Raw genomic sequence first — 20,635 nt, 5'->3', positions numbered from 1 at the left:
GCGGTGTTGTCCCGGCGAGCGGCGACAAAAAAGGGCAGCCTGGGCTGCCCTTTCGTGCGGTACCGGTGCACTGCAGCCACCGGATCGGTGCGAAGCTTACTTCGCGACCTTGCCGCTGGCGCGTGCGCCGAACTTGTTCTTGAACTTCTCGACACGGCCTGCCGTGTCCATGATCTTTTGCTGGCCCGTGTAGAACGAGTGCGATTCCGACGACACTTCGATCTTGGCGAGCGGGTAGGTCTTGCCTTCGTGTTCGATGGTTTCACGCGTCTGGATCGTCGAGCGCGTGATGAACTTGAAGCCGTTCGACATGTCTTGGAAGACGACTTCGCGGTAGTCCGGGTGAATGCCAGGTTTCATGATGTTCCTTGGTGAGAGCGGTAGCCAACCCGCCGCTTGCCGTGCCGGACCGCGCGCATTTGCGCGATTCGGCCGCCGTCAAGCCCGGCGCGAGCCACTTGCCTAAGGTCGAAAAACGGGGATTATGCCAGAAAATCAGACGGTTGACGAATAATTTTCATCACGCGTCGAGGGCGCCGGTACGGGCCGGATCCTGCCGATAGTAGCGGGCGAGCAGCCGGTAGAGCTCCGGAAATTCGGACTCGAACGCGCGCGGCCGCACGAACAGCGCCTCGCTGCACACCGCGAAGAACTCCGACGGGTGATCGGCCGCATAGGGATCGATCAGCGAGTCGCGCTCGAAGCGCGCCCACGCGCGATCCGGCACCGCATCGACGCGCGCGCAGAACTGGTCGTACGCGTGCTCGAACACGTCGGCCCACGCCTGCGCGTCGAGGTGCGGCGCGTGCCAGCGACGAAAGAGGGGCGGATACCCGTCGGCTTCGCCGTTGACCATGTCGATCTTGTGCGCGAACTCGTGGATCACGACATTGTACGCGTCGCGGCCGTCCGTCATCTGCGCGTCTTCCCACGACAGGATCACCGGCCCGCCTTCCCACGCTTCGCCGCTCGCGTCCTGCTCGACTTCATGGACGACGCCGTCCTCGTCCTGCACGGTCTTGCGGATCACGAATTCGCCCGGATACACGACGACGCCGACCCAGCCGTCGTACAGCGACAGATCGAGATTCAGCACGGGCAGGCACGCCTGCGCGGCGATCGCAACGATCATCTCGTCGGTCAGCTCGAGCCCGTGCGCGGTCGAAAAAGATTTCTTCGCGATGAACAGGCTCGTCAGCTCGCGCAGGCGGCCCAGGTCGCCGGGCGTCAGCGCAGCGAGGAACGGCAGGCGTGCGACGGTGTCCTGCCACAGCGCATCGGGAATCGGATGGCTGCGCAGCGCGCGGTCGCGGCGGCGGTCGTCGAACCAGCGGGTCAGTTTCGAGAGCATGGAAGCAGCGCGAGGAAATCCAAAGCCTGTCTTTTAACTCAATCGATCTCTTTTTGCCATGCCGCGAACAGGCCGCCGACCAGCGCGACACCCGCGAGGAAATAGAAACCGTCGAGCGACGCGAGGAACGACGCCTGTTGCGCGACCATCCGCGCGATCGATGCGATCGCGAGCGCGTGCGCGTCGTTCAGTGCATGGCCGGCGGCCGCATAACCGCGCGTGAGGGCGTCGACGGTCTGCTGGAACAGCGGATCGAACACGTTCGCGCGCTCGACGAGCCGCGTCTGGTGCAGGGCCAGCCGGTGTTGCTCGACGATGATCACCGACGACGTCGCGAACGAGATCGTCAATTGCCGCACGATGTTCTTCAGCCGGTAGCCGTGCGTGTACTCGTCGATCGCGAAGATGCGGAACGTCAGGTTCGCGACCGGCAGCACGATGAACAGCAGCAACAGCCCCCGCAGCAGCAGCGGGACGATCAGCGCGGCCTCGCCGACCTGGGGCGTCATCCGCGTCATCCACAGCGCGGCGGTGGCAGCGATCGCGAACCCCGGCACGACGAACCATTTCTTGTGCGTGACGCGCTTCGCATGGCGCAGGTACGCGAACAGCGCGGTGGCCGAGATCAGCGACATCGTGCCGACCAGGCGCCCGGCGTTCTCGACCGGATAGCCGAGCCCGCCTTCGAGCAGGCGCGAGGTCAGGTAGCTGAAGCCGGTCGTCTCGTAGTAATAGAACATGTACAGCAGCAGCCCGATCTGGAACGTGCGTTCGCGAAACGCGTGCAGCCGCACGAGCGGCGTCGGATGGTTCCACTGGTGATGGGCGAACCACGCGAGCGCGCCGAGGCCGGCGATCGTCAGCAGGATCAGCATCGGCGAGCCGCTGTAGAGCTGGTAGTGCACCTGCTGCAGCACGATCTGCAGCGCGCCTTGCGCGAGCGCGAACACGACGTATGGCCAGAAATGCCCGGAGCCGCGTTCGTCGTCGGGTGTCCTGCCGGAATCGGGGAGCGTGAGCAGCGCGAGGATCGCGAACGCGATGCCCGCGGGCGCGGTGCAGGCGAACAGCGCGCGCCATGTCGAATGCGCGACGAGCAGCCCGCCGACGATCGGCGCGAGCGCGCTGCCGAGCAGGATCATGATCAGGAACGCGCGTGTGGCGGGCGGCCGCTCCTGCGGCTTGAAGCTGACCTGGATCAGGATCCGGCAGGCGCCCATCATCGGGCCGATGAAATAGCCCTGGAAGCCGCGCGCGAACGCGAGTTCGAGCGACGTGTCGGCGAGCGCGGCCGCGATCGCGCCGAACGAGAACAACAGCATGCAGCCGGCGACGTAGCGGCGATGCCCGAGGCGGTCGACCCACCATTGCTGCTGCAGGATGCCGAGCACGGCCGTGACCGCATACGCGCTCGACGACCACACGAGTTCGTCGGGCGATGCGTTGACGCCACCCGCGATGTAGCTCGCGAAGAACGAGAAGGCCGCGTTGTCGAAATAGTCGATGCCGGTGACGAGCGCGAGCGCCCACGGGAACAGGTCCGCGCGCAGGTTCGCGCGGCTCCAGAGCGGCGAGCGACCCGGCGCGACGTTCATTCGCGGTCCTTGCGCGTACGCCGCGCGCCGGCTTCGGCCCGCCGTTGCGCGATCAGCGCGTCGGGGTTTTCGCCGGCGAGGCGCCGTTCGACGTAGTCGATGTCGTGCTGCAGTTCCTTGCGCAGCGCGACCGCTTCCTTCAGTTCGCGCTGGACGGCCGCGATCCGCTGGTCGAGCGTGTCGATCTGTTCGGCGAGCCCCGCGCGGATCTCGCGCAACGATGCGTCCGAATAGCGGCGCCGGCCATCGCCCGTTTCTTCCAGCGGGCGCTTGAGCATCTCGGTGATGCCGTGCAACGAAAAGCCGAGCGCGCGCAGCCGCAGGATGCGGGCGAAGCGTTCGAGATCGGCTTCGTCGTACAGGCGATAGCGGCCGCCGCTGCGCGACGGCGTGACGAGTCCGCGCTCTTCGTAGTACTTCAGCGTGCGCGGCGTGACGCCGAGCCGCGACGCGGCGTCGCTCACGGTCAGCAGCGAGGGGGAGGCGTCGTTCGGCATCGGGATGGCAGGGGCTTCGGTCGGGACGATGGCGCGATTATAGATCAACCTGTACGTTCACGTACAGGTTGGCGCGAAAAAACGGCCGCCGGGCGAAACGCGCGGGCGGCCGTTCGGTGCGGGGCGAGGGCGATCAGCCGCCGCGGCGCATCAGGTCGAAGAACTCGGAATTGCTCTTCGTCTGGCGGATCTTGTCGAGCAGGAACTCCATCGCCTCGACTTCGTCCATGTCGTGGATGAACTTGCGCAGCACCCAGATCTTTTGCAGGATCTCGGGCTTGATCAGCATTTCTTCGCGGCGCGTGCCCGACTTGTTCAGGTTGATCGACGGATAGACGCGCTTTTCCGCGAGACGGCGCTCGAGGTGCACTTCCATGTTGCCGGTGCCCTTGAACTCTTCGTAGATCACGTCGTCCATGCGGCTGCCGGTCTCGATCAGCGCGGTGCCGATGATCGTCAGCGAGCCGCCTTCCTCGATGTTGCGCGCGGCGCCGAAGAAGCGCTTCGGACGCTGCAGCGCGTTCGCGTCGACACCGCCCGTCAGCACCTTGCCCGACGCCGGGATCACGGTGTTGTAGGCGCGGGCGAGACGCGTGATCGAGTCGAGCAGGATCACGACGTCGTGCTTCATTTCGACGAGGCGCTTGGCCTTCTCGATCACCATTTCGGCGACCTGCACGTGACGCGTGGCCGGTTCGTCGAAGGTCGATGCGATCACTTCGCCGGCGACCGAGCGCTGCATTTCGGTCACTTCTTCGGGGCGCTCGTCGATCAGCAGCACGAACAGGATCACGTCCGGATGGTTCTGCTTGATCGCGTGTGCGATGTGCTGGAGCATCACGGTCTTGCCCGACTTCGGCGACGCCACCAGCAGGCCGCGCTGGCCCTTGCCGATCGGCGCGATCATGTCGATGATGCGGCCCGTGACGTTTTCTTCGCCGCGCATTTCGCGTTCGAGCGACAGCGGCTTGTTCGGGTGCAGCGGCGTGAGGTTCTCGAACATGATCTTGTGTTTCGAGGCCTCGGGCGGCTGCCCGTTGACTTTGTCGACCTTCACCAGCGCGAAGTAGCGCTCGCCGTCCTTCGGCGTGCGGACTTCACCTTCGATGGTGTCGCCGGTGTGCAGGTTGAAGCGGCGGATCTGCGACGGGCTGATGTAGATGTCGTCGGTGCTCGCGAGGTACGACATTTCCGGCGAGCGCAGGAAGCCGAAGCCGTCCGGCAGCACTTCGAGCGTACCGTCGCCGAAGATCGTCTCTCCCGTCTTGGCGCGCTTTTTGAGAATGGCGAACATCAGCTCCTGCTTGCGCAGGCGGTTCGCGTTTTCGATCTCCAGGCCATTGGCCATTTCGATCAGTTCGGACACGTGCAGAGACTTGAGCTCGGATAAATGCATACGGAGAACCCGCCAGGGAGGAGAAGCGACGAAAAGAAATAAGGGAGGAGGGGCGAGCGGAGGCGCTCTGAGACTTAATGCGTCTTGTAGACGTTTTTTGATTCTAGCATACGCCGATTCGCGCCTGAGCGGCCGAGCGGCGGCTTGACGGCGGACGTGTTGTCGGTTGACAACACGTCCGCGCAACGGCCGGTATTACAGGTGGCTGTCCAGGAATGCGGTGAGTTGCGACTTCGACAGCGCACCGACCTTCTGTGCGGCGGCCGCGCCGTTCTTGAACAGGATCAGCGTCGGGATGCCGCGCACGCCGAACTTCGCGGGCGTTGCCTGGTTGTCGTCGACGTTGATCTTCGCGATCTGCAGCTTGTCGCCGTAGTCCTTCGCGACTTCGTCGAGGATCGGGGCGATCATCTTGCACGGGCCGCACCATTCGGCCCAGAAGTCGACGAGCACGGGCTTGTCGGATTTGACGACGTCCTGTTCGAACGATGCGTCGCTGATGTGTTTGATCTGTTCGCTCATTGGGTCAATACCTCTTACGGTTCGGGGACTGCCTGCTTGGCGCGTTGCGGCGCTCCGGCGGCCTGTCGGCTGCCGGCCGCTGCGGCAGGTCACTCCGCTCTCCGGAAGGAGGGGCGTAAGCGCTGCTTGGCGCGGCTCGCGGGTCGTTCGGGCGTCATATTAGCCTAAATTGCTATCTGCTGCGGGCGGCGATAGTAGCCGCTACGCGAGTAGGGGTACGACGCGCCGTTCGACCGTTGCGATCCGAACGTGGAGGCCGGCTCGCAAAATACAAGAGCCACGGAATCTATCCCGGAATCTGTCCGCCCGTTCGCGCCCGTTCGCGCCGGATGGACAAGCCCGTACGCGCGCCGGTTTGCTCGATCGTGCGCATTGTTGCGAACAAACGGTCGCATTTGGCCGGAAGCGGTGATAGAATATGCCGTGACGGGCCTCCTCGCATGGTGGGGCGGTGAACCTGGTCAGGTCGGGAACGAAGCAGCCACAATCGTTTTCTGCCAGTGCCGAGGGTCGGGCTCGTCACCTTTCCTCTCGCCCCGTTCGCCGGGCGTTTTTTATTTCTGCGTCATTCTCCGTTTTACCTGCGTCTTGCCCGTTTTCCGCACCGTTTCGCGTGTCGGCGCGACGCAGCGTTACTGATACAATTTCCCGATGACCTATCAAGTTCTCGCACGCAAGTGGCGTCCGAAGGATTTCGCTTCGCTCGTCGGCCAGGAGCACGTCGTCAGGGCGCTCACGCACGCGCTCGACGGCGGGCGTCTCCATCACGCCTATCTGTTTACCGGAACCCGCGGCGTCGGCAAGACGACGCTGTCGCGGATCTTCGCGAAGGCGCTCAACTGTGAAACCGGCGTCACGTCGCAGCCGTGCGGCGTGTGCCGCGCGTGCCGCGAGATCGACGAAGGCCGCTTCGTCGACTACGTCGAAATGGATGCCGCGAGCAACCGCGGCGTCGACGAAATGGCCGCGCTGCTCGAGCGCGCGGTGTACGCGCCCGTCGATGCGCGCTTCAAGGTCTACATGATCGACGAAGTGCACATGCTGACGAACCACGCGTTCAACGCGATGCTGAAGACGCTCGAGGAGCCGCCGCCGCACGTCAAGTTCATCCTCGCGACCACCGATCCGCAAAAGATTCCCGTCACCGTGCTGTCGCGCTGCCTGCAGTTCAACCTGAAGCAGATGCCGGCCGGGCACATCGTGTCGCACCTCGAGCGGATCCTCGGCGAAGAGCGGATCTCGTTCGAGCAGCAGGCGCTGCGTCTGCTCGCGCGCGCCGCGCAGGGCAGCATGCGCGATGCGCTGTCGCTGACCGACCAGGCGATCGCGTACTCGGCGAACGAAGTGACCGAATCGGCGGTGTCGGGCATGCTCGGCGCGCTCGACCAGACTTACATGGTGCGCCTGCTCGATGCGCTCGCGGCCGGCAACGGTCCGGAGATCCTCGCGATCGCCGACGAGATGTCGCTGCGCAGCCTGTCCTTTTCCACCGCGCTGCAGGATCTCGCGAGCCTGCTGCACCGGATCGCCTGGGCGCAGTTCGCGCCGGGCTCGGTGCTCGACGAATGGCCGGAAGCGGCCGATCTGCGCCGCTTCGCGGAGACGCTGAGCCCCGAGCAGGTGCAGCTGTTCTATCAGATCGCGACGGTCGGGCGCGCGGAGCTCGGCCTTGCGCCGGACGAATACGCCGGCTTCACCATGACGTTGCTGCGGATGCTCGCGTTCGAGCCGGCCGTCGGTGCCGGCAGTGCGCCGGGAGGTCAGCCGGCCGTGCCGCGTGCCGTGCCTGCACCAGCATCCGCGCCGCGTGCGGCCGCTGCCGTTGCGTCGGCTGCGGCACCCAGGTCGTCGGCGCCGCAGCCGGCAGCCGTGGCGGCCGCACGTCCGCAAGCGGCTGCGCCCGCTGCGCGTCCGGCAGCGGTCCAGACCGACGATGCGGCGATTGCGCCGGCAGTGAAGGCTGTTTCGACACCGGCATCTGAATCTGTATCCGCGGCAACATCGGCTGCGACCGCAGCGCCGGCCGCACCGCAGCCGCAAGCGATCCCGGCACCTCAGGCGGTACCGCCGAGCGATGCACCGCCGGCCGTCCGCAACGAACCTGAACCGCCGGTTGCCGCCGCCAAGCGCAACGACGAACCTGTGCCGCCTGCCGAACCGGCGCCGCGTGCTGCGCCGGCCGAACCCGCCGCGCGCCCGTCTGCCCGCGGCGGTGCGGCTGCCGCACTCGACGTGCTGCGCAACGCCGGCATGCGCGTGTCGTCCGACCGCGCGCGTGCGGGCGCCGCGCCCAAGCCGGCGGCGGCCCAGCCGGCCGTCGAAAAGCCGGCGGCATCACGTCCTGCCGTGCAGGTACCGACGCCGCGCGCGGCGGCCCGCGCGCCGCAGGCTGCCGACACGCGCCAGGCCCCGCCGCCGTGGGAAGACATTCCGCCGGACGAATACGTGCCGCTCAGCGCCGACGAGATGTTCGGCGGTGCGGCGGACGACGGCTTCGTGCCGGTGTTCGACAGCGGCCCCGACGACGTGCGCATTGCGCCGAAGGCAGTGGAGTCCCGTCCGTCCGCGCCGGTCGACACGCGCCCGCTGCCGCCCGCGATCGCGCTCGACCCGGTCGGCTTCGACGGCGAATGGCCGGCGCTGGCCGCGCGGTTGCCGCTGAAGGGCGTCGCGTATCAGCTCGCGTTCAACAGCGAGCTGACGGCCGTCGACGCGACGACGTTGAAACTGTCCGTGCCGGTGCCGCAGTATGCGGACGTCGCCCAGGTCGCGAAACTGAAGGCGGCCCTGGCCGATGCGCTCGGCAAGGCCGTCGAGGTCGCGGTCGAGGTCGGGCCCGCGCGGCGCACCGCGGCGGCACTCGATGCGGCTGCACGTGCGGCACGCCAGCGCGAGGCAGAGCAGGACATCCATGGCGATCCGTTCGTCCAGCAGCTCGTGCGTGACTTCGGCGCGCGTATCGTCGAAGGCTCGGTACGGCCGCTCGCCGATCCGGCGCCGGACGGCACGCCGCCGACACTGCATTGAACGAATCGCATCGCGACAGGCACAATCACGCCCGCACACATCGACCGGCACGCGCCGCGTGCCGGTTTTCACACGATCAAGAAGGAGTATTCCCATGTTGAAAGGCAACCTCGCCGGACTGATGAAGCAAGCGCAGCAAATGCAGGAAAACATGAAGAAGATGCAGGAGCAGCTTGCGCAGATCGAAGTCGAAGGGCAGTCGGGTGCCGGCCTCGTCAAGGTGACGATGACCTGCCGCAACGAAGTGCGTCGCGTGGCGATCGACCCGAGCCTGCTCGCGGACGACAAGGACATGCTCGAGGATCTGGTCGCGGCCGCGTTCAACGACGCGGTGCGCAAGGCCGAAGCGACGTCGCAGGAAAAGATGAGCGGCATGACGTCGGGCCTGCCGCTGCCCCCGGGTTTCAAGCTGCCGTTCTGAGCGCAGCCTCCGTTCAGCTTTCAGCCGCCGTATGAAACAGCCGTCCGCCCTGTCCGCGCTCGTCGAAGCGTTGCGCGTATTGCCCGGCGTCGGGCCGAAATCCGCGCAACGCATGGCGTACCACCTGATGCAGCACGATCGGGAGGGCGCGGAACGGCTCGGCCGGTCGCTGCTGTTCGCGACCGAGCACCTGCAGCACTGCGAGAAGTGCAATACCTTCACGGAAGCGCAGATCTGCGAGGTGTGCAGCGACGAGGAGCGTGATCCGACGCTGCTGTGCGTCGTCGAGACGCCGGCCGACCAGATCATGCTCGAGCAGACGATGACGTACCGCGGGCTGTATTTCGTGCTGATGGGGCGGCTGAGCCCGCTCGACGGGATCGGCCCGAAGGAAATCCATTTCGACCGCCTCGTGCGGCGCGCGTCCGACGGTGTCGTCAAGGAGGTCGTGCTCGCGACCAACTTCACGAACGAGGGCGAAGCCACCGCGCACTACCTCGGCCAGACGCTGAAGGCGCGCGGGCTCGCGGTCACGCGCCTCGCGCGCGGCGTGCCGGTGGGCGGCGAACTCGAATACGTCGACGCGGGCACCATCGCCCGCGCGATGCTCGACCGCCGCACGATGTAAGCCGGGCGCCGCCGGCCGGCGGCGCCGTTCCTCATGCCAGGGAGACACATGAGCACCAGCCAGGGCCCGCTCGCGGGCGTCAAAGTGCTCGAATTCGGGACGCTGATCGCGGGGCCGTTCGCGTCGCGCCTCTTTGCCGAATTCGGCGCGGAAGTGATCAAGATCGAGGATCCGAACGGCGGCGACCCGCTGCGCAAGTGGCGCAAGCTGCATCCGGAGCAGGGCGGCACGTCGCTGTGGTGGTCGGTCCAGGCGCGCAACAAGAAGTCGGTCACCCTCAACCTGAAATCCGATGCCGGCAAGACGATCGCGCGGCAACTCGCGCGCGAGGCCGATATCGTGATCGAAAACTTCCGCCCGGGCCTGCTCGAGAAGCTCGGGCTCGGCTACGACGTGCTGTCGGCCGACAACCCCGGGCTCGTGATGGTGCGCCTGTCCGGTTACGGGCAGACCGGCCCGTACCGCGACCGGCCCGGCTTCGGCGCGATCGCCGAATCGATGGGCGGCTTGCGCCACATCACCGGCTATCCCGATTTGCCGCCGCCGCGCATCGGCATCTCGATCGGCGACTCGATCGCCGCGCTGCACGGCGTGATCGGCGCGATGATGGCGCTCCACCACCGCAACGTGAACGGCGGCGCGGGGCAGGTGGTCGACGTTGCGCTGTACGAAGCGGTGTTCAACATGATGGAAAGCGTGGTGCCCGAGTACGGCGTGTACGGGATGGTGCGCGAGCGCACCGGTGCGTCGCTGCCGGGCATCGTGCCGTCGAACACCTACGCGTGCCGCGACGGCAGCATCGTGATCGGCGGCAACAGCGACCCGATCTTCAAGCGGCTGATGAAGGCAATCGAACGCGACGACCTCGCCGACGATCCCGCGCTCGCTCGCAACGACGGACGCGTGCCGCGCACGCAGGAGATCGACGACGCGATCGCCGCTTGGCTCGCGCCGCGCACGATCGACGACGCGCTGGCCGTGCTCAACGCGGCCGACGTGCCGGCCGGGCGCATCTACAGCGCCGCCGACATGTTCACCGATCCGCAGTTCATCGCGCGGCAGATGATCCAGCGTTTCAAGCTGGCCGACGGCACCGACATTCCGCTGCCGAACATCACGCCGAAGCTGTCCGGCACGCCGGGCGAAACACGCTGGCTCGGGCCGGAACTCGGCGAGCATACGGACGAGGTGCTGCGCGGTCTCGGCTACGACGCGCAGGCGATCGCCGCGCTGCGCGAGGCCGGCGCGATCTGAGCGCCGCGCGCTCGACGCTGCGCGTCAGGTCTGCCGGCGGGGTATCTCGTCACGGCGGCCGTTGAGGGGGAAAACCCGGGCGGCACCGCGTTTTCCCGCACCTGCAAACACCGCCTAGCGATGCGGCGGCGCACCGCGCGCGCGTCGTGGGTGCGGGCCTGTCCGCACCCGCCGGACTGTCGCTCTCGCGCCATCTTTCCTCGGTTACAATCGCCGGATGCGAATCCTACTCAGCAACGACGACGGCTATCTCGCCCCCGGTCTCGCCGCGCTCAGCGACGCGCTGCAGCCGCTTGCCGACCTCACGGTGATCGCGCCCGAGCAGAATTGCAGCGGCGCGTCGAATTCCCTGACGCTGTCGCGGCCGCTGTCGGTGCAGCGCGCGACGAATACGGGTTTCTTCTACGTGAACGGCACACCGACCGATTCGGTGCACGTCGCGCTGACCGGGATGGCCGACGCGCGGCCCGACCTCGTCGTGTCCGGGATCAACAACGGCCAGAACATGGGCGAAGACACGCTCTATTCAGGGACAGTTGCGGCCGCCACCGAAGGCATCATGTTCGGCGTGCCGGCCATCGCGTTTTCGCTGGCCGACAAGGGCTGGGCGCATCTGGCGGATGCAGCGCGCGTCGCCGCGGAAATCGTCGAGCACTTTCTCGCGCATCCGCTGCCCGGTCAGCCGCTGCTGAACGTCAATATTCCGAATCTGCCGTACGACGAACTGAAAGGCTGGCAGGTCACGCGCCTCGGCAAGCGTCACCCGTCCCAGCCGGTGATTCGCCAGACCGACCCGCGCGGCGAGCCGGTCTACTGGATCGGCGCTGCGGGTGCGGCGCTGGACGCGAGCGAAGGCACCGATTTCCACGCCGTCGCAAACGGTTTCGTCTCGATCACGCCGCTGCAGCTCGATCTCACGCATACGCAAATGCTGCCTGCAACGCGCGAATGGGCGCGCGCAGGAGGGCGGGCTTCATGAGCGGCGAGCGCGCGAAGCGGTTCCCGCTCGCGCTCGAAGATCTCAAGCGAGCGCCACGCAAATCGGAGAGCCGGGCCGGTGAACGCCATGCGGCGAGCGCGGTGCCGAAGGCCGTCGACAAGCCCGCTGCCGTGCTGAAGCCGGTGGCGGCGAAGGCGGGCGTCGCACGCACGGTGCCCGGCACGGCCACCGCGAAGCCGGCGAGTGCACCGAAGCCGACCGTGCTGAAGCCCGCGATGCCGAAGCCGGCGGCGCCGAGCGTCGCGCCGGCCGGTGCATTCGCGCTGACGTCGGAACGTGTGCGCGAGCGCATGGTCGAACGCCTGCGCGCGAACGGCGTGACCGACGCGCGCGTGCTGGATGCGATGGCCGCGGTGCCGCGCCACCTGTTCGTGGATGCCGGGCTCGCGACGCAGGCGTACGAGGATGCCGCGTTGCCGATCGGCCACCAGCAAACGATTTCAAAGCCGTCGGTCGTCGCGCGCATGATCGAGCTCGCGATGGCCGGCCGCACGCTCGAGCGCGTCCTCGAGATCGGCACCGGTTGCGGCTACCAGGCCGCGGTGCTGAGTCACGTGGCACGCGACGTGTATTCGATTGAACGCATCAAGCCGCTCTACGAGCGCGCGAAGCTGAACCTGCGGCCGCTGCGCGTGCCGAACATCCGTCTGCATTACGGCGACGGGCGTGTCGGCCTGCCGTCCGCGGGCCCGTTCGACGCGATCGTGATCGCGGCGGCAGGCCTCGACGTGCCGCAGGCGCTGCTCGAGCAGCTCGCGATCGGCGGGCGGCTCGTCGCGCCGGTCGGCGCGCAGAGCGGGCAGCCCCAGGTGCTCACGCTCGTCGAGCGCGTCGCGCACGCGCAATGGCGGGAGTCCCGGCTTGATCGCGTTTTCTTTGTCCCTTTAAAATCCGGAGTGATTTGAAACCGATGAGTATGTTGCGCGCGATGCAAAACAACCGAACCAGGGAACCGCTCACGTTCGCCCAGCGCGCGATCTGTGTGGCTGCGTTCTCCACGCTGCTGGCCGCCTGTGCGACGCGGCTCGACAACGCGCCCGTCGTCGACCGCTCCGGATCGCTCGGCACGACCGCCGCCGCGCAGCCGGCAGTGCCGCTCGGCCCGCCGCCGCCCGGCTTCTACCGGGTGAAACCGGGCGATACGCTGTACCGGATCGCGCTCGAGAACGGGCAGAACTATCGCGACATCGCCACCTGGAACAACCTGGCGAACCCGAATCAGATCGAAGTCGACCAGCTGCTGCGTGTCGCGCCGCCGGGCGGTGCCGCGCTTGCCGGCTCGCCGGCTGCCGCGCCGATCACCGGCGCCGCCGTCGCGACCGCGCCGCTCAGCAGCGGTCCCGCGACGCCGGCCGCGGGCTCGTCGTCCGCGAGCACGCCGCCGGCTGCCGCCGCATCGAGCGATACGGCAGCCGCGCCGAGCGGCCCCGTGACGTTCGCATGGCCCGTGCGCGGTCCGGTGCTGAACGGTTTCGACGACGCGAAGAACAAGGGCGTCAATATCGGCGGCACGTCCGGCGAGGCCGTGAAAGCGGCGGCCGACGGCCGCGTCGTCTACTCGGGCAACGGCCTGCGTGGCTATGGCAACCTCATTATCATCAAACACGATGCAACTTACCTCACGGCGTATGCACACAATCGCGCTTTGATGGTAAAAGAGGGGGACGCGGTAACGAAGGGGCAGAAGATCGCCGAGATGGGTAACAGCGATGCCGACCGCGTGATGCTGCATTTCGAGGTTCGCCGGCAGGGTAAACCTGTCGATCCGCTGAAGTATTTGCCGCCTCAATAACCGAGACGACCATGCCGAAATCGAAGCGCCACGAGCCGCAAGCCGAGTCTGAGAAGATCAGTCGTGCCACGCAAGCATCGGTGGAGCGAGCTGGCGCTTCGACGGACGACGAAGACGACGTCGCGGAAAACGAACGTGATCTCGAGGCACGCGACGCCGAAGCGGATGGCGACGACGAGCACGAAGGCCGGGCGGAAGCCGCGCCCGACGTCGACGATTTCCGCGCATTGCTGCAGGCCGAACTCACGGCCGACACGATCCAGCATTACCTGAACCGTATCAGCGTGAAGCCGCTCCTGACCGTCGAGGAGGAGCAGCGCTATTCGCGTCTTGCGAAGGCCGGCGAATTCGAGGCGCGGCAGGTGATGATCGAGCGCAACCTGCGTCTCGTCGTCAGTATCGCGAAGGGTTACCTGAACCGCGGCGTGCCGCTGCTCGACCTGATCGAGGAGGGCAACCTCGGCCTGATGCACGCGATCGAGAAATTCGATCCGACGCGTGGCTTTCGGTTCTCGACCTACGCGACGTGGTGGATCCGGCAGAGCATCGAGCGGGCGATCATGAACCAGGCTCGCACCGTGCGTCTGCCTGTGCACGTGATCCGCGAACTGAACCAGGTGCTGCGCGCGAAGCGCCACCTCGAAAAGAATTCGATGTCGACGGGCGAGGCGGCCGAGCGCCGTGAAGCCAGCATCGACGACATCGCCTATCTCACCGGCAAGACCGCCGAGGAAGTCACCGACATCCTCGCGCTCAACGAGCACACCGCATCGCTCGACGCGCCGCTCGATCTCGATCCCGCGAGCAGCCTGCTCGACCTGCTGCCCGACGACCAGAGCCGGTCGCCCGACGCGGAGGTGCAGCACCGCGAACTCGAGACGCTCACGCGCGCATGGCTGTCGCGGCTGTCCGACAAGCATCGGCACGTGATCGAGCGCCGCTTCGGCCTGAACCACATCGAACCGGCCACGCTCGAGGAGCTGGCCGACGAGATGGGGCTCACGCGCGAGCGCGTGCGGCAGATCCAGCAGGAAGCGCTGGTGCGCCTCAAGCGGTTCTTTGCCTCCAATGGCGTGCGCAAGGACGCCGTTCTGTAACTGATGACACCGATTCTCGTTTTTGACATCGAGACCATTCCCGATGTCGACGGCATTCGCCGTCTTGAAGACCTGCCCGCGACGCTGGACGATGCCGCGGTGGCCGAACATGCGTTCGCCGCGCGCCGCGAGAAGACCGGCAGCGATTTCCTGCCGCATCACCTGCAGCGCATCGCGGCGATCTCCTGCGTGTTCCGCGACAACAACGGTTTCCGCGTTCGGTCGCTGGGCACACCCCAGGACAATGAGGCGACGCTGGTCCAGTCGTTCTATCGCGTGATCGAGAAATACACGCCGCAGCTCGTGTCGTGGAACGGCGGCGGCTTCGATCTGCCGGTGCTCCATTACCGTGCGCTCGTACACGGGATCCCCGCGACGCGCTACTGGGATCTGGGCGAGGACGACCGCGAGTTCAAGTGGAACAACTACATCTCGCGTTATCACTCGCGGCACACCGATCTGATGGACGTGCTCGCGATGTATCAGGCGCGCGCGAATGCGCCGCTCGACGCGCTCGCGAAGCTGTGCGGCTTCCCGGGCAAGCTCGGAATGGACGGCAGCCAGGTGTGGCCGGCGTTCCAGGATGGCCGGATCGAGGAAATCCGCAACTATTGCGAAACGGACGTCGTCAATACCTACCTGCTGTATTGCCGGTTCCAGCTGATGCGCGGCGGCCTGACGCCGAGCGAATATGCGGACGAGATCCTGCTCGTGAAGAATTCGCTCGCGCAGGAGCCCGCGTCGCACTGGGCCGAATACCTGGCTGGTTTCGACGCGTGACGCGGGCGGCCCGCGTTGCGGCCGCGATCAATCTCGATCGAGTTCGAGCACGACCGGCTGGTGATCCGATTCGCGCGCGTCGCCGTCGATTTCGCAGCGCGTGACGCGTGCCAGCAGCGTATCGGTCACGAACACGAAGTCGCATGCGAGCGGCCCGTCGGACCATTGCGCCGTGTCGTAGACGCCGGCGGTCGGCGGCGGCGTGTGGCCCGGGTGCCGGGCGATCCACGCATCGACGAACGACGGTGCGTCGGCGATCGGCTCGAGCATGCGCCGGTACGCGTCGCTGCCGAACGCGCTGTTGAAGTCGCCGCAGAGGATGGCATCACGCGGCTGGCCGGTCTCGCTGAACGGCCCCGTGGCATTTTCGGCCGGCGCAGGCTGGTCCGCATGCGCACACGCTTCGCGGTGCCGGGCGTGCAATGCGTCGACCTGCGCGAGTCGCTGGCGCGCTGAATAGAATTCCAGATGCGTCGTGACGACCCGCAGCCGACCCGACGGCAACACCAGTTCGACGTCGAGCGCGACGCGCGGCATGGAAGGCGCGTCGGCGTCGGCCGGCCACGGCAGCAATTGGCGCAGCACGCGCCCGATCGGCAGCCGGGTCGCGATCGCATTGCCGAACTGGCGGCGCGGTGCGCCGGCCTCGAGCGGCGGCAGGTCGGCGCCGACCGCTTCGACGATCGTATAGCCGGGCAGCAACGCCGCCAGTTCGGCGAACTGGTCGGGGCCGGGCTGGCCGGGCAGTGCGCCGAAACCGCGTGTGACTTCCTGCAGGCACAGCACGTCGAAGTCGCCGAGCCGGCGGGCGGCTGCGATCGTGCGCGGGAGGTCGACGACGCCGTCGGCGTCCCGACCCCATTGGATGTTCCAGTCGATCAGTCGCATGGTCGATTCTCCCGAGTCTCCTGAGTCTGTTGCGAGCAGAACGTGTGCCGCCGGCTGACCTCGCGAGACGCCGCGCATGCGGGCCGGCGGCGGATGGCCTGCAGGCCGTTCCTGCATGACGCGGCGCGGCAGACGCGTCAGTATCGACGCTTGCGCCACGAAAGCGGGCGACGCGGGCTGTCGTCGTCTACAATCTCGCCTTCTTCAACGTTTTGTCAGGAAAAGCTGGTGTCCGAAGCCGTCCCCACTTCTGCGCGCAAATCGAAAAATGCGCCCGTCGCGCCCGGGCCTGCCCCGGTTCTCGAGATCGAATCGCTCGACATGGAAGCGCGCGGTGTCGGCCGCACGGCGACCGAGGACGGCACGCCGGGCAAGGTGATCTTCGTCGAGGGTGCGCTGCCCGGCGAGCGCGTGACCTATTCGAGCTACCGTCGCAAGCCGAGCTACGAGCAGGCGACCGTCGTCGACATTCTGCGCCCGAGCGTGCTGCGCACGGAGCCGAAATGCAAATTCTTCGGCACCTGCGGCGGCTGCTCGATGCAGCACCTCGACATGCGCGCGCAGGTCGCGATCAAGCAGCGCGTGCTCGAGGACAACCTGTGGCACCTGTCGAAGCTGCGCGCCGAGACGATGTTCACGCCGATCCACGGCCCGTCGTGGGGCTACCGGTACCGTGCGCGCCTGACCGTGCGCAACGTCGCGAAGAAGGGCGGCGTGCTGGTCGGGTTCCATGAAAAGAAGAGCAGCTATGTCGCCGACATGACGAGCTGCGAAGTGCTGCCGCCGCACGTATCGGCGATGCTTGTGCCGCTGCGGCGGCTGGTCGAGGGGCTGTCGATCCGTGACCGGATGCCGCAGATCGAGCTCGCGGTCGGTTCGCAAGTCACGGCACTGGTGCTGCGCGTGCTGGAGCCGATCAATGCGGACGACGAAGCGCTGCTGCGCGCGTTCGCCGACGAGCACAAGGTGCAGTTCTGGCTGCAGCCGAAGGGCCCGGACACGGTGACGCCGTTCTATCCGCTCGACGTGCCGCTCGACTATACGCTGCCGGAGTTCGGCATCCGCATGCCGTTCAAGCCGACCGACTTCACGCAGGTCAACCATCAGATCAACCGCGTGCTGGTGGGGCGCGCGCTGCGCCTGCTCGCGCCGTCACGCGACGATCGCGTGCTCGACCTGTTCTGCGGGATCGGCAACTTCACGCTGCCGCTCGCGCGGCTGTCGCGCGAGGTGATGGGCATCGAAGGCAGCGAGACGCTGACGACCCGCGCGCTCGCAAATGCGCGCGAGAACGGCGTCGACGGCCATACGACGTTCGCGTGCCGGAACCTGTTCGAGGTGACGGGCGACGACCTGCGTGCGCTCGGCGCCTTCGACAAGTTCCTGATCGACCCGCCGCGCGAAGGCGCGCTCGCGGTGTCGAAGGCGCTGGCCGAAATCGCGCAGAGCGGCGCAGGCCCGCTGCCGAAGCGCATCGTCTACGTGTCGTGCAACCCGTCGACGCTCGCGCGCGACGCAGGCCTGCTCGTGCACGAGGCCGGCTACCGGCTGAAGGGCGCCGGCGTCGTGAACATGTTCCCGAACACGTCGCACGTCGAATCGATCGCGCTGTTCGAGCGCGACTGAGCCGGGCGGCGGACGTAAAAAAACCGGCCCGAGGGCCGGTTTTTTCATCGGGTACGGCGAACGTCAGTTGCGGTTGCCGCCGAAGATGCCGAGCAGCGCGAGCAGGTTCGTGAACACGTTGTAGAGGTCGAGGTAGATCGCGAGCGTGGCCGAGATGTAGTTCGTCTCGCCGCCGTTCACGACGCGCTGGACGTCGAACAGCATGTAGGCCGAGAAGATCGCGATCGCGAGCACCGACACGGTGAGCATCAGCGCCGGCAGTTGCAGGAAGATGTTCGCGACCGAGGCCAGCAGGATCACGATCACGCCCATGAACAGCCATTTGCCGAGCCCGGAGAAGTCGCGCTTGCTGACCGTGGCGATCGTCGCCATCGCGGCGAAGATGATGCCGGTGCCGCCGAACGCGAGCATGATCAGCGACGGTCCGTTCGAGAAGCCGAGGATGAAGCTCAGCAGGCGCGACAGCATCAGGCCCATGAAGAACGTGAAGCCGAGCAGCACGAACACGCCGGCTGCGCTGTTTTTCGTCCGCTCGATCGCGAACATGAAGCCGAACGCGATTGCGAAGAACGCGAGCAGGCTCATCATCGGGCTCGTGGCCGCGAACAGCGAGAAGCCCGTCGCGACGCCGACCCATGCCCCGAGCACCGTCGGCACCATCGACAGCGCGAGCAGCCAGTACGTGTTCCGCAGCACGCGATTGCGAACCTCCGCGGTGCTGACGGAGCCGCCGCGGCCGAAATTGTACGGATAGTCGTTCATGGTTTCTCCTAACATTGAACGCGTGGGCGTCCGGGGCCGGTTCGGCGCGCGCGGTGTGCGGCGCAGCAAACCGGAGCAGCTATGGCTAAGATACGTTCCGTGCCGCGAGGTTTCAATGGCCGGGCGGCGCAAAAAACATATGGATTTGGAACCTTTCACTCGTGTAAGGGTTCAATCGCAATGATACACGGGATCGTGCTACAATAGCGGATTCATTTGAACCTGTAACTTCTTAATTTCTTGGAGTTTTTATGGCAATCGAGCGCACCCTGTCGATCATCAAGCCGGATGCGGTGGCAAAGAACGTGATCGGCCAGATCTACAGCCGTTTCGAAGGCGCCGGCCTGAAGATCGTCGCATCGCGCATGGCACACCTGTCGCGTGCGGACGCAGAGAAGTTCTACGCAGTTCACGCAGCACGTCCGTTCTTCAAGGACCTCGTCGATTTCATGATCTCGGGCCCGGTGATGATCCAGGTTCTGGAAGGTGAAGGCGCGATCCTGAAGAACCGCGACCTGATGGGCGCGACGGATCCGAAGAAGGCGGAAAAGGGCACGATCCGCGCCGACTTCGCCGACAGCATCGACGCGAACGCCGTGCACGGCTCGGACGCTGCCGAAACGGCCGCGGTCGAAGTTGCATTCTTCTTCCCGGAAATGAACGTCTACTCGCGCTAAGCCCTGGCTGGCAACAAGTAGGCAGGATTCAGCGCACGCGGCAAGGCAGCACATCATGACGAGCGAAACTTCCGTCAATCTTCTCGACTTCGATGCCGAGGGTCTTGTCGCGTACTGCGGCAGCCTCGGCGAGAAGCCGTTCCGCGCCAAGCAGTTGCAGCGCTGGATCCATCAGTACAACGCCGGCGATTTCGACGGCATGACCGATCTCGCGAAGTCCCTGAGAGAAAAGCTCAAGGGCCGCGCGTCGATCGTGATGCCCGATATCGTCAGCGATCACGTTTCCACCGACGGCACGCGCAAGTGGCTGATCGACGTCGGAAACGGCAATGCGGTCGAAACCGTTTTCATCCCGGAAGAGACGCGCGGCACGCTGTGCGTGTCGTCGCAGGCCGGGTGTGCGGTCAACTGCCGCTTCTGCTCGACGGGCAAGCAGGGCTTCTCCCGCAACCTGTCGACAGCCGAAATCATCGGCCAGCTCCGGATGGCCGAGTTTGCGCTGCGTGCGTCGCTGGGTCGCGCGCCCGGTCCGAACGGCAAGGCCGAACGGGTCGTCACCAACGTGGTGATGATGGGCATGGGCGAGCCGCTGCTGAACTACAGCGCGGTCGTGCCCGCGATGCGGCTGATGCTCGACGACAACGCGTACGGCCTGTCGCGCCGCCGCGTCACGTTGTCGACGTCCGGCGTGGTACCGATGATGGACCGCCTCGGCGCCGAATTGCCGGTCGCGCTCGCCGTCTCGCTGCACGCGCCGAACGATGCGCTGCGCGACGAACTGGTGCCGCTCAACAAGAAGCATCCGCTTCGCGAGCTGATGGCCGCGTGCCAGCGCTATCTGAAGGTCGCACCGCGCGACTTCATTACTTTCGAATACTGCATGCTCGACGGCGTCAACGACACCGAAGCGCATGCGCGCGAACTGCTGGCCGTCACGCGTGACGTGCCCTGCAAGTTCAACCTGATCCCGTTCAATCCGTTTCCGGAATCGGGCCTCATCCGCTCGAAGCCGGAGCAGATCAAGCGCTTTGCACAGGTCCTCATCGACGCGGGTGTCGTCACGACCGTGCGCAAGACGCGCGGCGACGACATCGACGCCGCGTGCGGCCAGCTGGCCGGCGCCGTGAAGGACCGCACGCGCCTGGCGGAGCGAACGGGCGCAGCAGCAAAAATCATCGAAGTTCGGGCGATCTGACGGGGACGCCTGGTCGGGGCCGCGTGGGTGCGGATGCCTGGACTTCTTGCGGTACAACACGCGAATAGCGATCGGTCGCGGCGCCTCGGCGCCGCGCATGATGTGGACAGTTGCGGGAGCCGGCGGC

General features: G+C 66.4%; 20 protein-coding genes and 1 other RNA gene. 13 read left to right on the top strand and 8 right to left on the bottom strand.

The features are described from left to right. Positions 1-96 precede the first annotated feature (96 nt). The 6 genes from NQV17_RS08285 to trxA all read right to left on the bottom strand — a co-directional run bounded on the left by NQV17_RS08285 (position 97) and on the right by trxA (position 5,361). Positions 97-360 (bottom strand): type B 50S ribosomal protein L31, encoded by a 264-nt coding sequence (locus tag NQV17_RS08285; protein ID WP_040144297.1) that lies wholly within the window; start codon positions 358-360, stop codon positions 97-99. A gap of 160 nt (positions 361-520) precedes the next feature. Beyond that, complete coding sequence (locus NQV17_RS08280) at positions 521-1,351, bottom strand: zinc-dependent peptidase (RefSeq protein WP_257771330.1); 831 nt, start codon at positions 1,349-1,351, stop codon at positions 521-523. A 38-nt stretch (positions 1,352-1,389) separates the two neighbouring features. Continuing rightward, positions 1,390-2,946, bottom strand: a complete 1,557-nt coding sequence (locus NQV17_RS08275) for an MFS transporter (RefSeq protein ID WP_257771328.1) — start codon at positions 2,944-2,946, stop codon at positions 1,390-1,392. Beyond that, positions 2,943-3,443 carry a MerR family transcriptional regulator gene (locus tag NQV17_RS08270; protein ID WP_257771326.1) on the bottom strand — a complete coding sequence of 167 codons (501 nt, stop codon included), beginning with the start codon at positions 3,441-3,443 and terminating at the stop codon, positions 2,943-2,945. Before NQV17_RS08270 ends, NQV17_RS08275 begins: the two co-directional genes overlap by 4 nt. Positions 3,444-3,576: 133 nt before the next feature. Next, positions 3,577-4,839: a transcription termination factor Rho gene (rho, locus tag NQV17_RS08265; protein WP_006478662.1), complete on the bottom strand. Its 1,263-nt coding sequence runs from the start codon at positions 4,837-4,839 to the stop codon at positions 3,577-3,579. 195 nt (positions 4,840-5,034) lie between these two features. Continuing rightward, positions 5,035-5,361: a thioredoxin TrxA gene (trxA, locus tag NQV17_RS08260; protein ID WP_006402348.1), complete on the bottom strand. Its 327-nt coding sequence runs from the start codon at positions 5,359-5,361 to the stop codon at positions 5,035-5,037. 425 nt (positions 5,362-5,786) lie between these two features. On the opposite strand from trxA, the gene ffs reads away from it, so the two are divergent. The 10 genes from ffs (at position 5,787) to NQV17_RS08210 (ending at position 15,360) form a co-directional block, all read left to right on the top strand. Further along, positions 5,787-5,885: signal recognition particle sRNA small type (gene ffs, locus NQV17_RS08255), an RNA gene on the top strand. A 127-nt stretch (positions 5,886-6,012) separates the two neighbouring features. Continuing rightward, the gene (locus tag NQV17_RS08250; RefSeq protein ID WP_257771322.1) at positions 6,013-8,388 is read left to right on the top strand and encodes a DNA polymerase III subunit gamma/tau; all 2,376 of its coding nucleotides are present in this window, start codon (positions 6,013-6,015) and stop codon (positions 8,386-8,388) included. A 94-nt stretch (positions 8,389-8,482) separates the two neighbouring features. Then, entirely contained in the window at positions 8,483-8,809 is a 327-nt protein-coding gene (locus NQV17_RS08245) for a YbaB/EbfC family nucleoid-associated protein (protein WP_006755698.1), read from the top strand. 31 nt (positions 8,810-8,840) lie between these two features. Then, on the top strand, positions 8,841-9,437 hold the full coding sequence (gene recR, locus NQV17_RS08240) for a recombination mediator RecR (protein WP_044847271.1): 597 nt from the start codon (positions 8,841-8,843) through the stop codon (positions 9,435-9,437). A 48-nt stretch (positions 9,438-9,485) separates the two neighbouring features. Further along, complete coding sequence (locus NQV17_RS08235) at positions 9,486-10,691, top strand: CaiB/BaiF CoA-transferase family protein (protein ID WP_257771317.1); 1,206 nt, start codon at positions 9,486-9,488, stop codon at positions 10,689-10,691. A gap of 217 nt (positions 10,692-10,908) precedes the next feature. Next, positions 10,909-11,670 (top strand): 5'/3'-nucleotidase SurE, encoded by a 762-nt coding sequence (gene surE, locus NQV17_RS08230; RefSeq protein ID WP_124486298.1) that lies wholly within the window; start codon positions 10,909-10,911, stop codon positions 11,668-11,670. Further along, complete coding sequence (locus tag NQV17_RS08225; protein ID WP_257771313.1) at positions 11,667-12,596, top strand: protein-L-isoaspartate(D-aspartate) O-methyltransferase; 930 nt, start codon at positions 11,667-11,669, stop codon at positions 12,594-12,596. The genes surE and NQV17_RS08225 overlap by 4 nt, the downstream gene beginning before the upstream one ends. 5 nt (positions 12,597-12,601) lie before the next feature. Next, positions 12,602-13,483, top strand: a complete 882-nt coding sequence (locus NQV17_RS08220) for a peptidoglycan DD-metalloendopeptidase family protein (RefSeq protein ID WP_044848976.1) — start codon at positions 12,602-12,604, stop codon at positions 13,481-13,483. A gap of 11 nt (positions 13,484-13,494) precedes the next feature. Then, on the top strand, positions 13,495-14,580 hold the full coding sequence (rpoS, locus tag NQV17_RS08215; protein WP_257771311.1) for an RNA polymerase sigma factor RpoS: 1,086 nt from the start codon (positions 13,495-13,497) through the stop codon (positions 14,578-14,580). Positions 14,581-14,583: 3 nt separating this feature from the next. Then, positions 14,584-15,360, top strand: a complete 777-nt coding sequence (locus NQV17_RS08210) for a 3'-5' exonuclease (protein ID WP_044848977.1) — start codon at positions 14,584-14,586, stop codon at positions 15,358-15,360. Between the two features lie 27 nt (positions 15,361-15,387). Here NQV17_RS08210 and NQV17_RS08205 read toward each other — a convergent pair whose 3' ends face one another. Beyond that, complete coding sequence (locus NQV17_RS08205; RefSeq protein ID WP_257771308.1) at positions 15,388-16,248, bottom strand: endonuclease/exonuclease/phosphatase family protein; 861 nt, start codon at positions 16,246-16,248, stop codon at positions 15,388-15,390. A 228-nt stretch (positions 16,249-16,476) separates the two neighbouring features. Between NQV17_RS08205 and rlmD the strand changes: the two genes are divergently transcribed. Further along, on the top strand, positions 16,477-17,874 hold the full coding sequence (rlmD, locus tag NQV17_RS08200) for a 23S rRNA (uracil(1939)-C(5))-methyltransferase RlmD (RefSeq protein WP_257771306.1): 1,398 nt from the start codon (positions 16,477-16,479) through the stop codon (positions 17,872-17,874). A 63-nt stretch (positions 17,875-17,937) separates the two neighbouring features. On the opposite strand, the gene NQV17_RS08195 is transcribed toward rlmD, so the two are convergent. Beyond that, the gene (locus NQV17_RS08195) at positions 17,938-18,636 is read right to left on the bottom strand and encodes a Bax inhibitor-1/YccA family protein (RefSeq protein WP_006761414.1); all 699 of its coding nucleotides are present in this window, start codon (positions 18,634-18,636) and stop codon (positions 17,938-17,940) included. A 251-nt stretch (positions 18,637-18,887) separates the two neighbouring features. Here NQV17_RS08195 and ndk point away from each other — a divergent pair, with 251 nt between their 5' ends. Next, complete coding sequence (ndk, locus tag NQV17_RS08190) at positions 18,888-19,313, top strand: nucleoside-diphosphate kinase (protein WP_011352265.1); 426 nt, start codon at positions 18,888-18,890, stop codon at positions 19,311-19,313. A 55-nt stretch (positions 19,314-19,368) separates the two neighbouring features. Then, positions 19,369-20,508, top strand: a complete 1,140-nt coding sequence (gene rlmN, locus NQV17_RS08185; protein ID WP_044848980.1) for a 23S rRNA (adenine(2503)-C(2))-methyltransferase RlmN — start codon at positions 19,369-19,371, stop codon at positions 20,506-20,508. Positions 20,509-20,635 lie beyond the last annotated feature (127 nt).

This window comes from Burkholderia sp. SCN-KJ (assembly GCF_024656005.1).
Classification (GTDB): Bacteria; Pseudomonadota; Gammaproteobacteria; order Burkholderiales; family Burkholderiaceae; genus Burkholderia.
The sequence above is the reverse complement of the archived record's forward strand: the minus strand, read 5'-3'. Positions and strand labels throughout refer to the sequence as shown.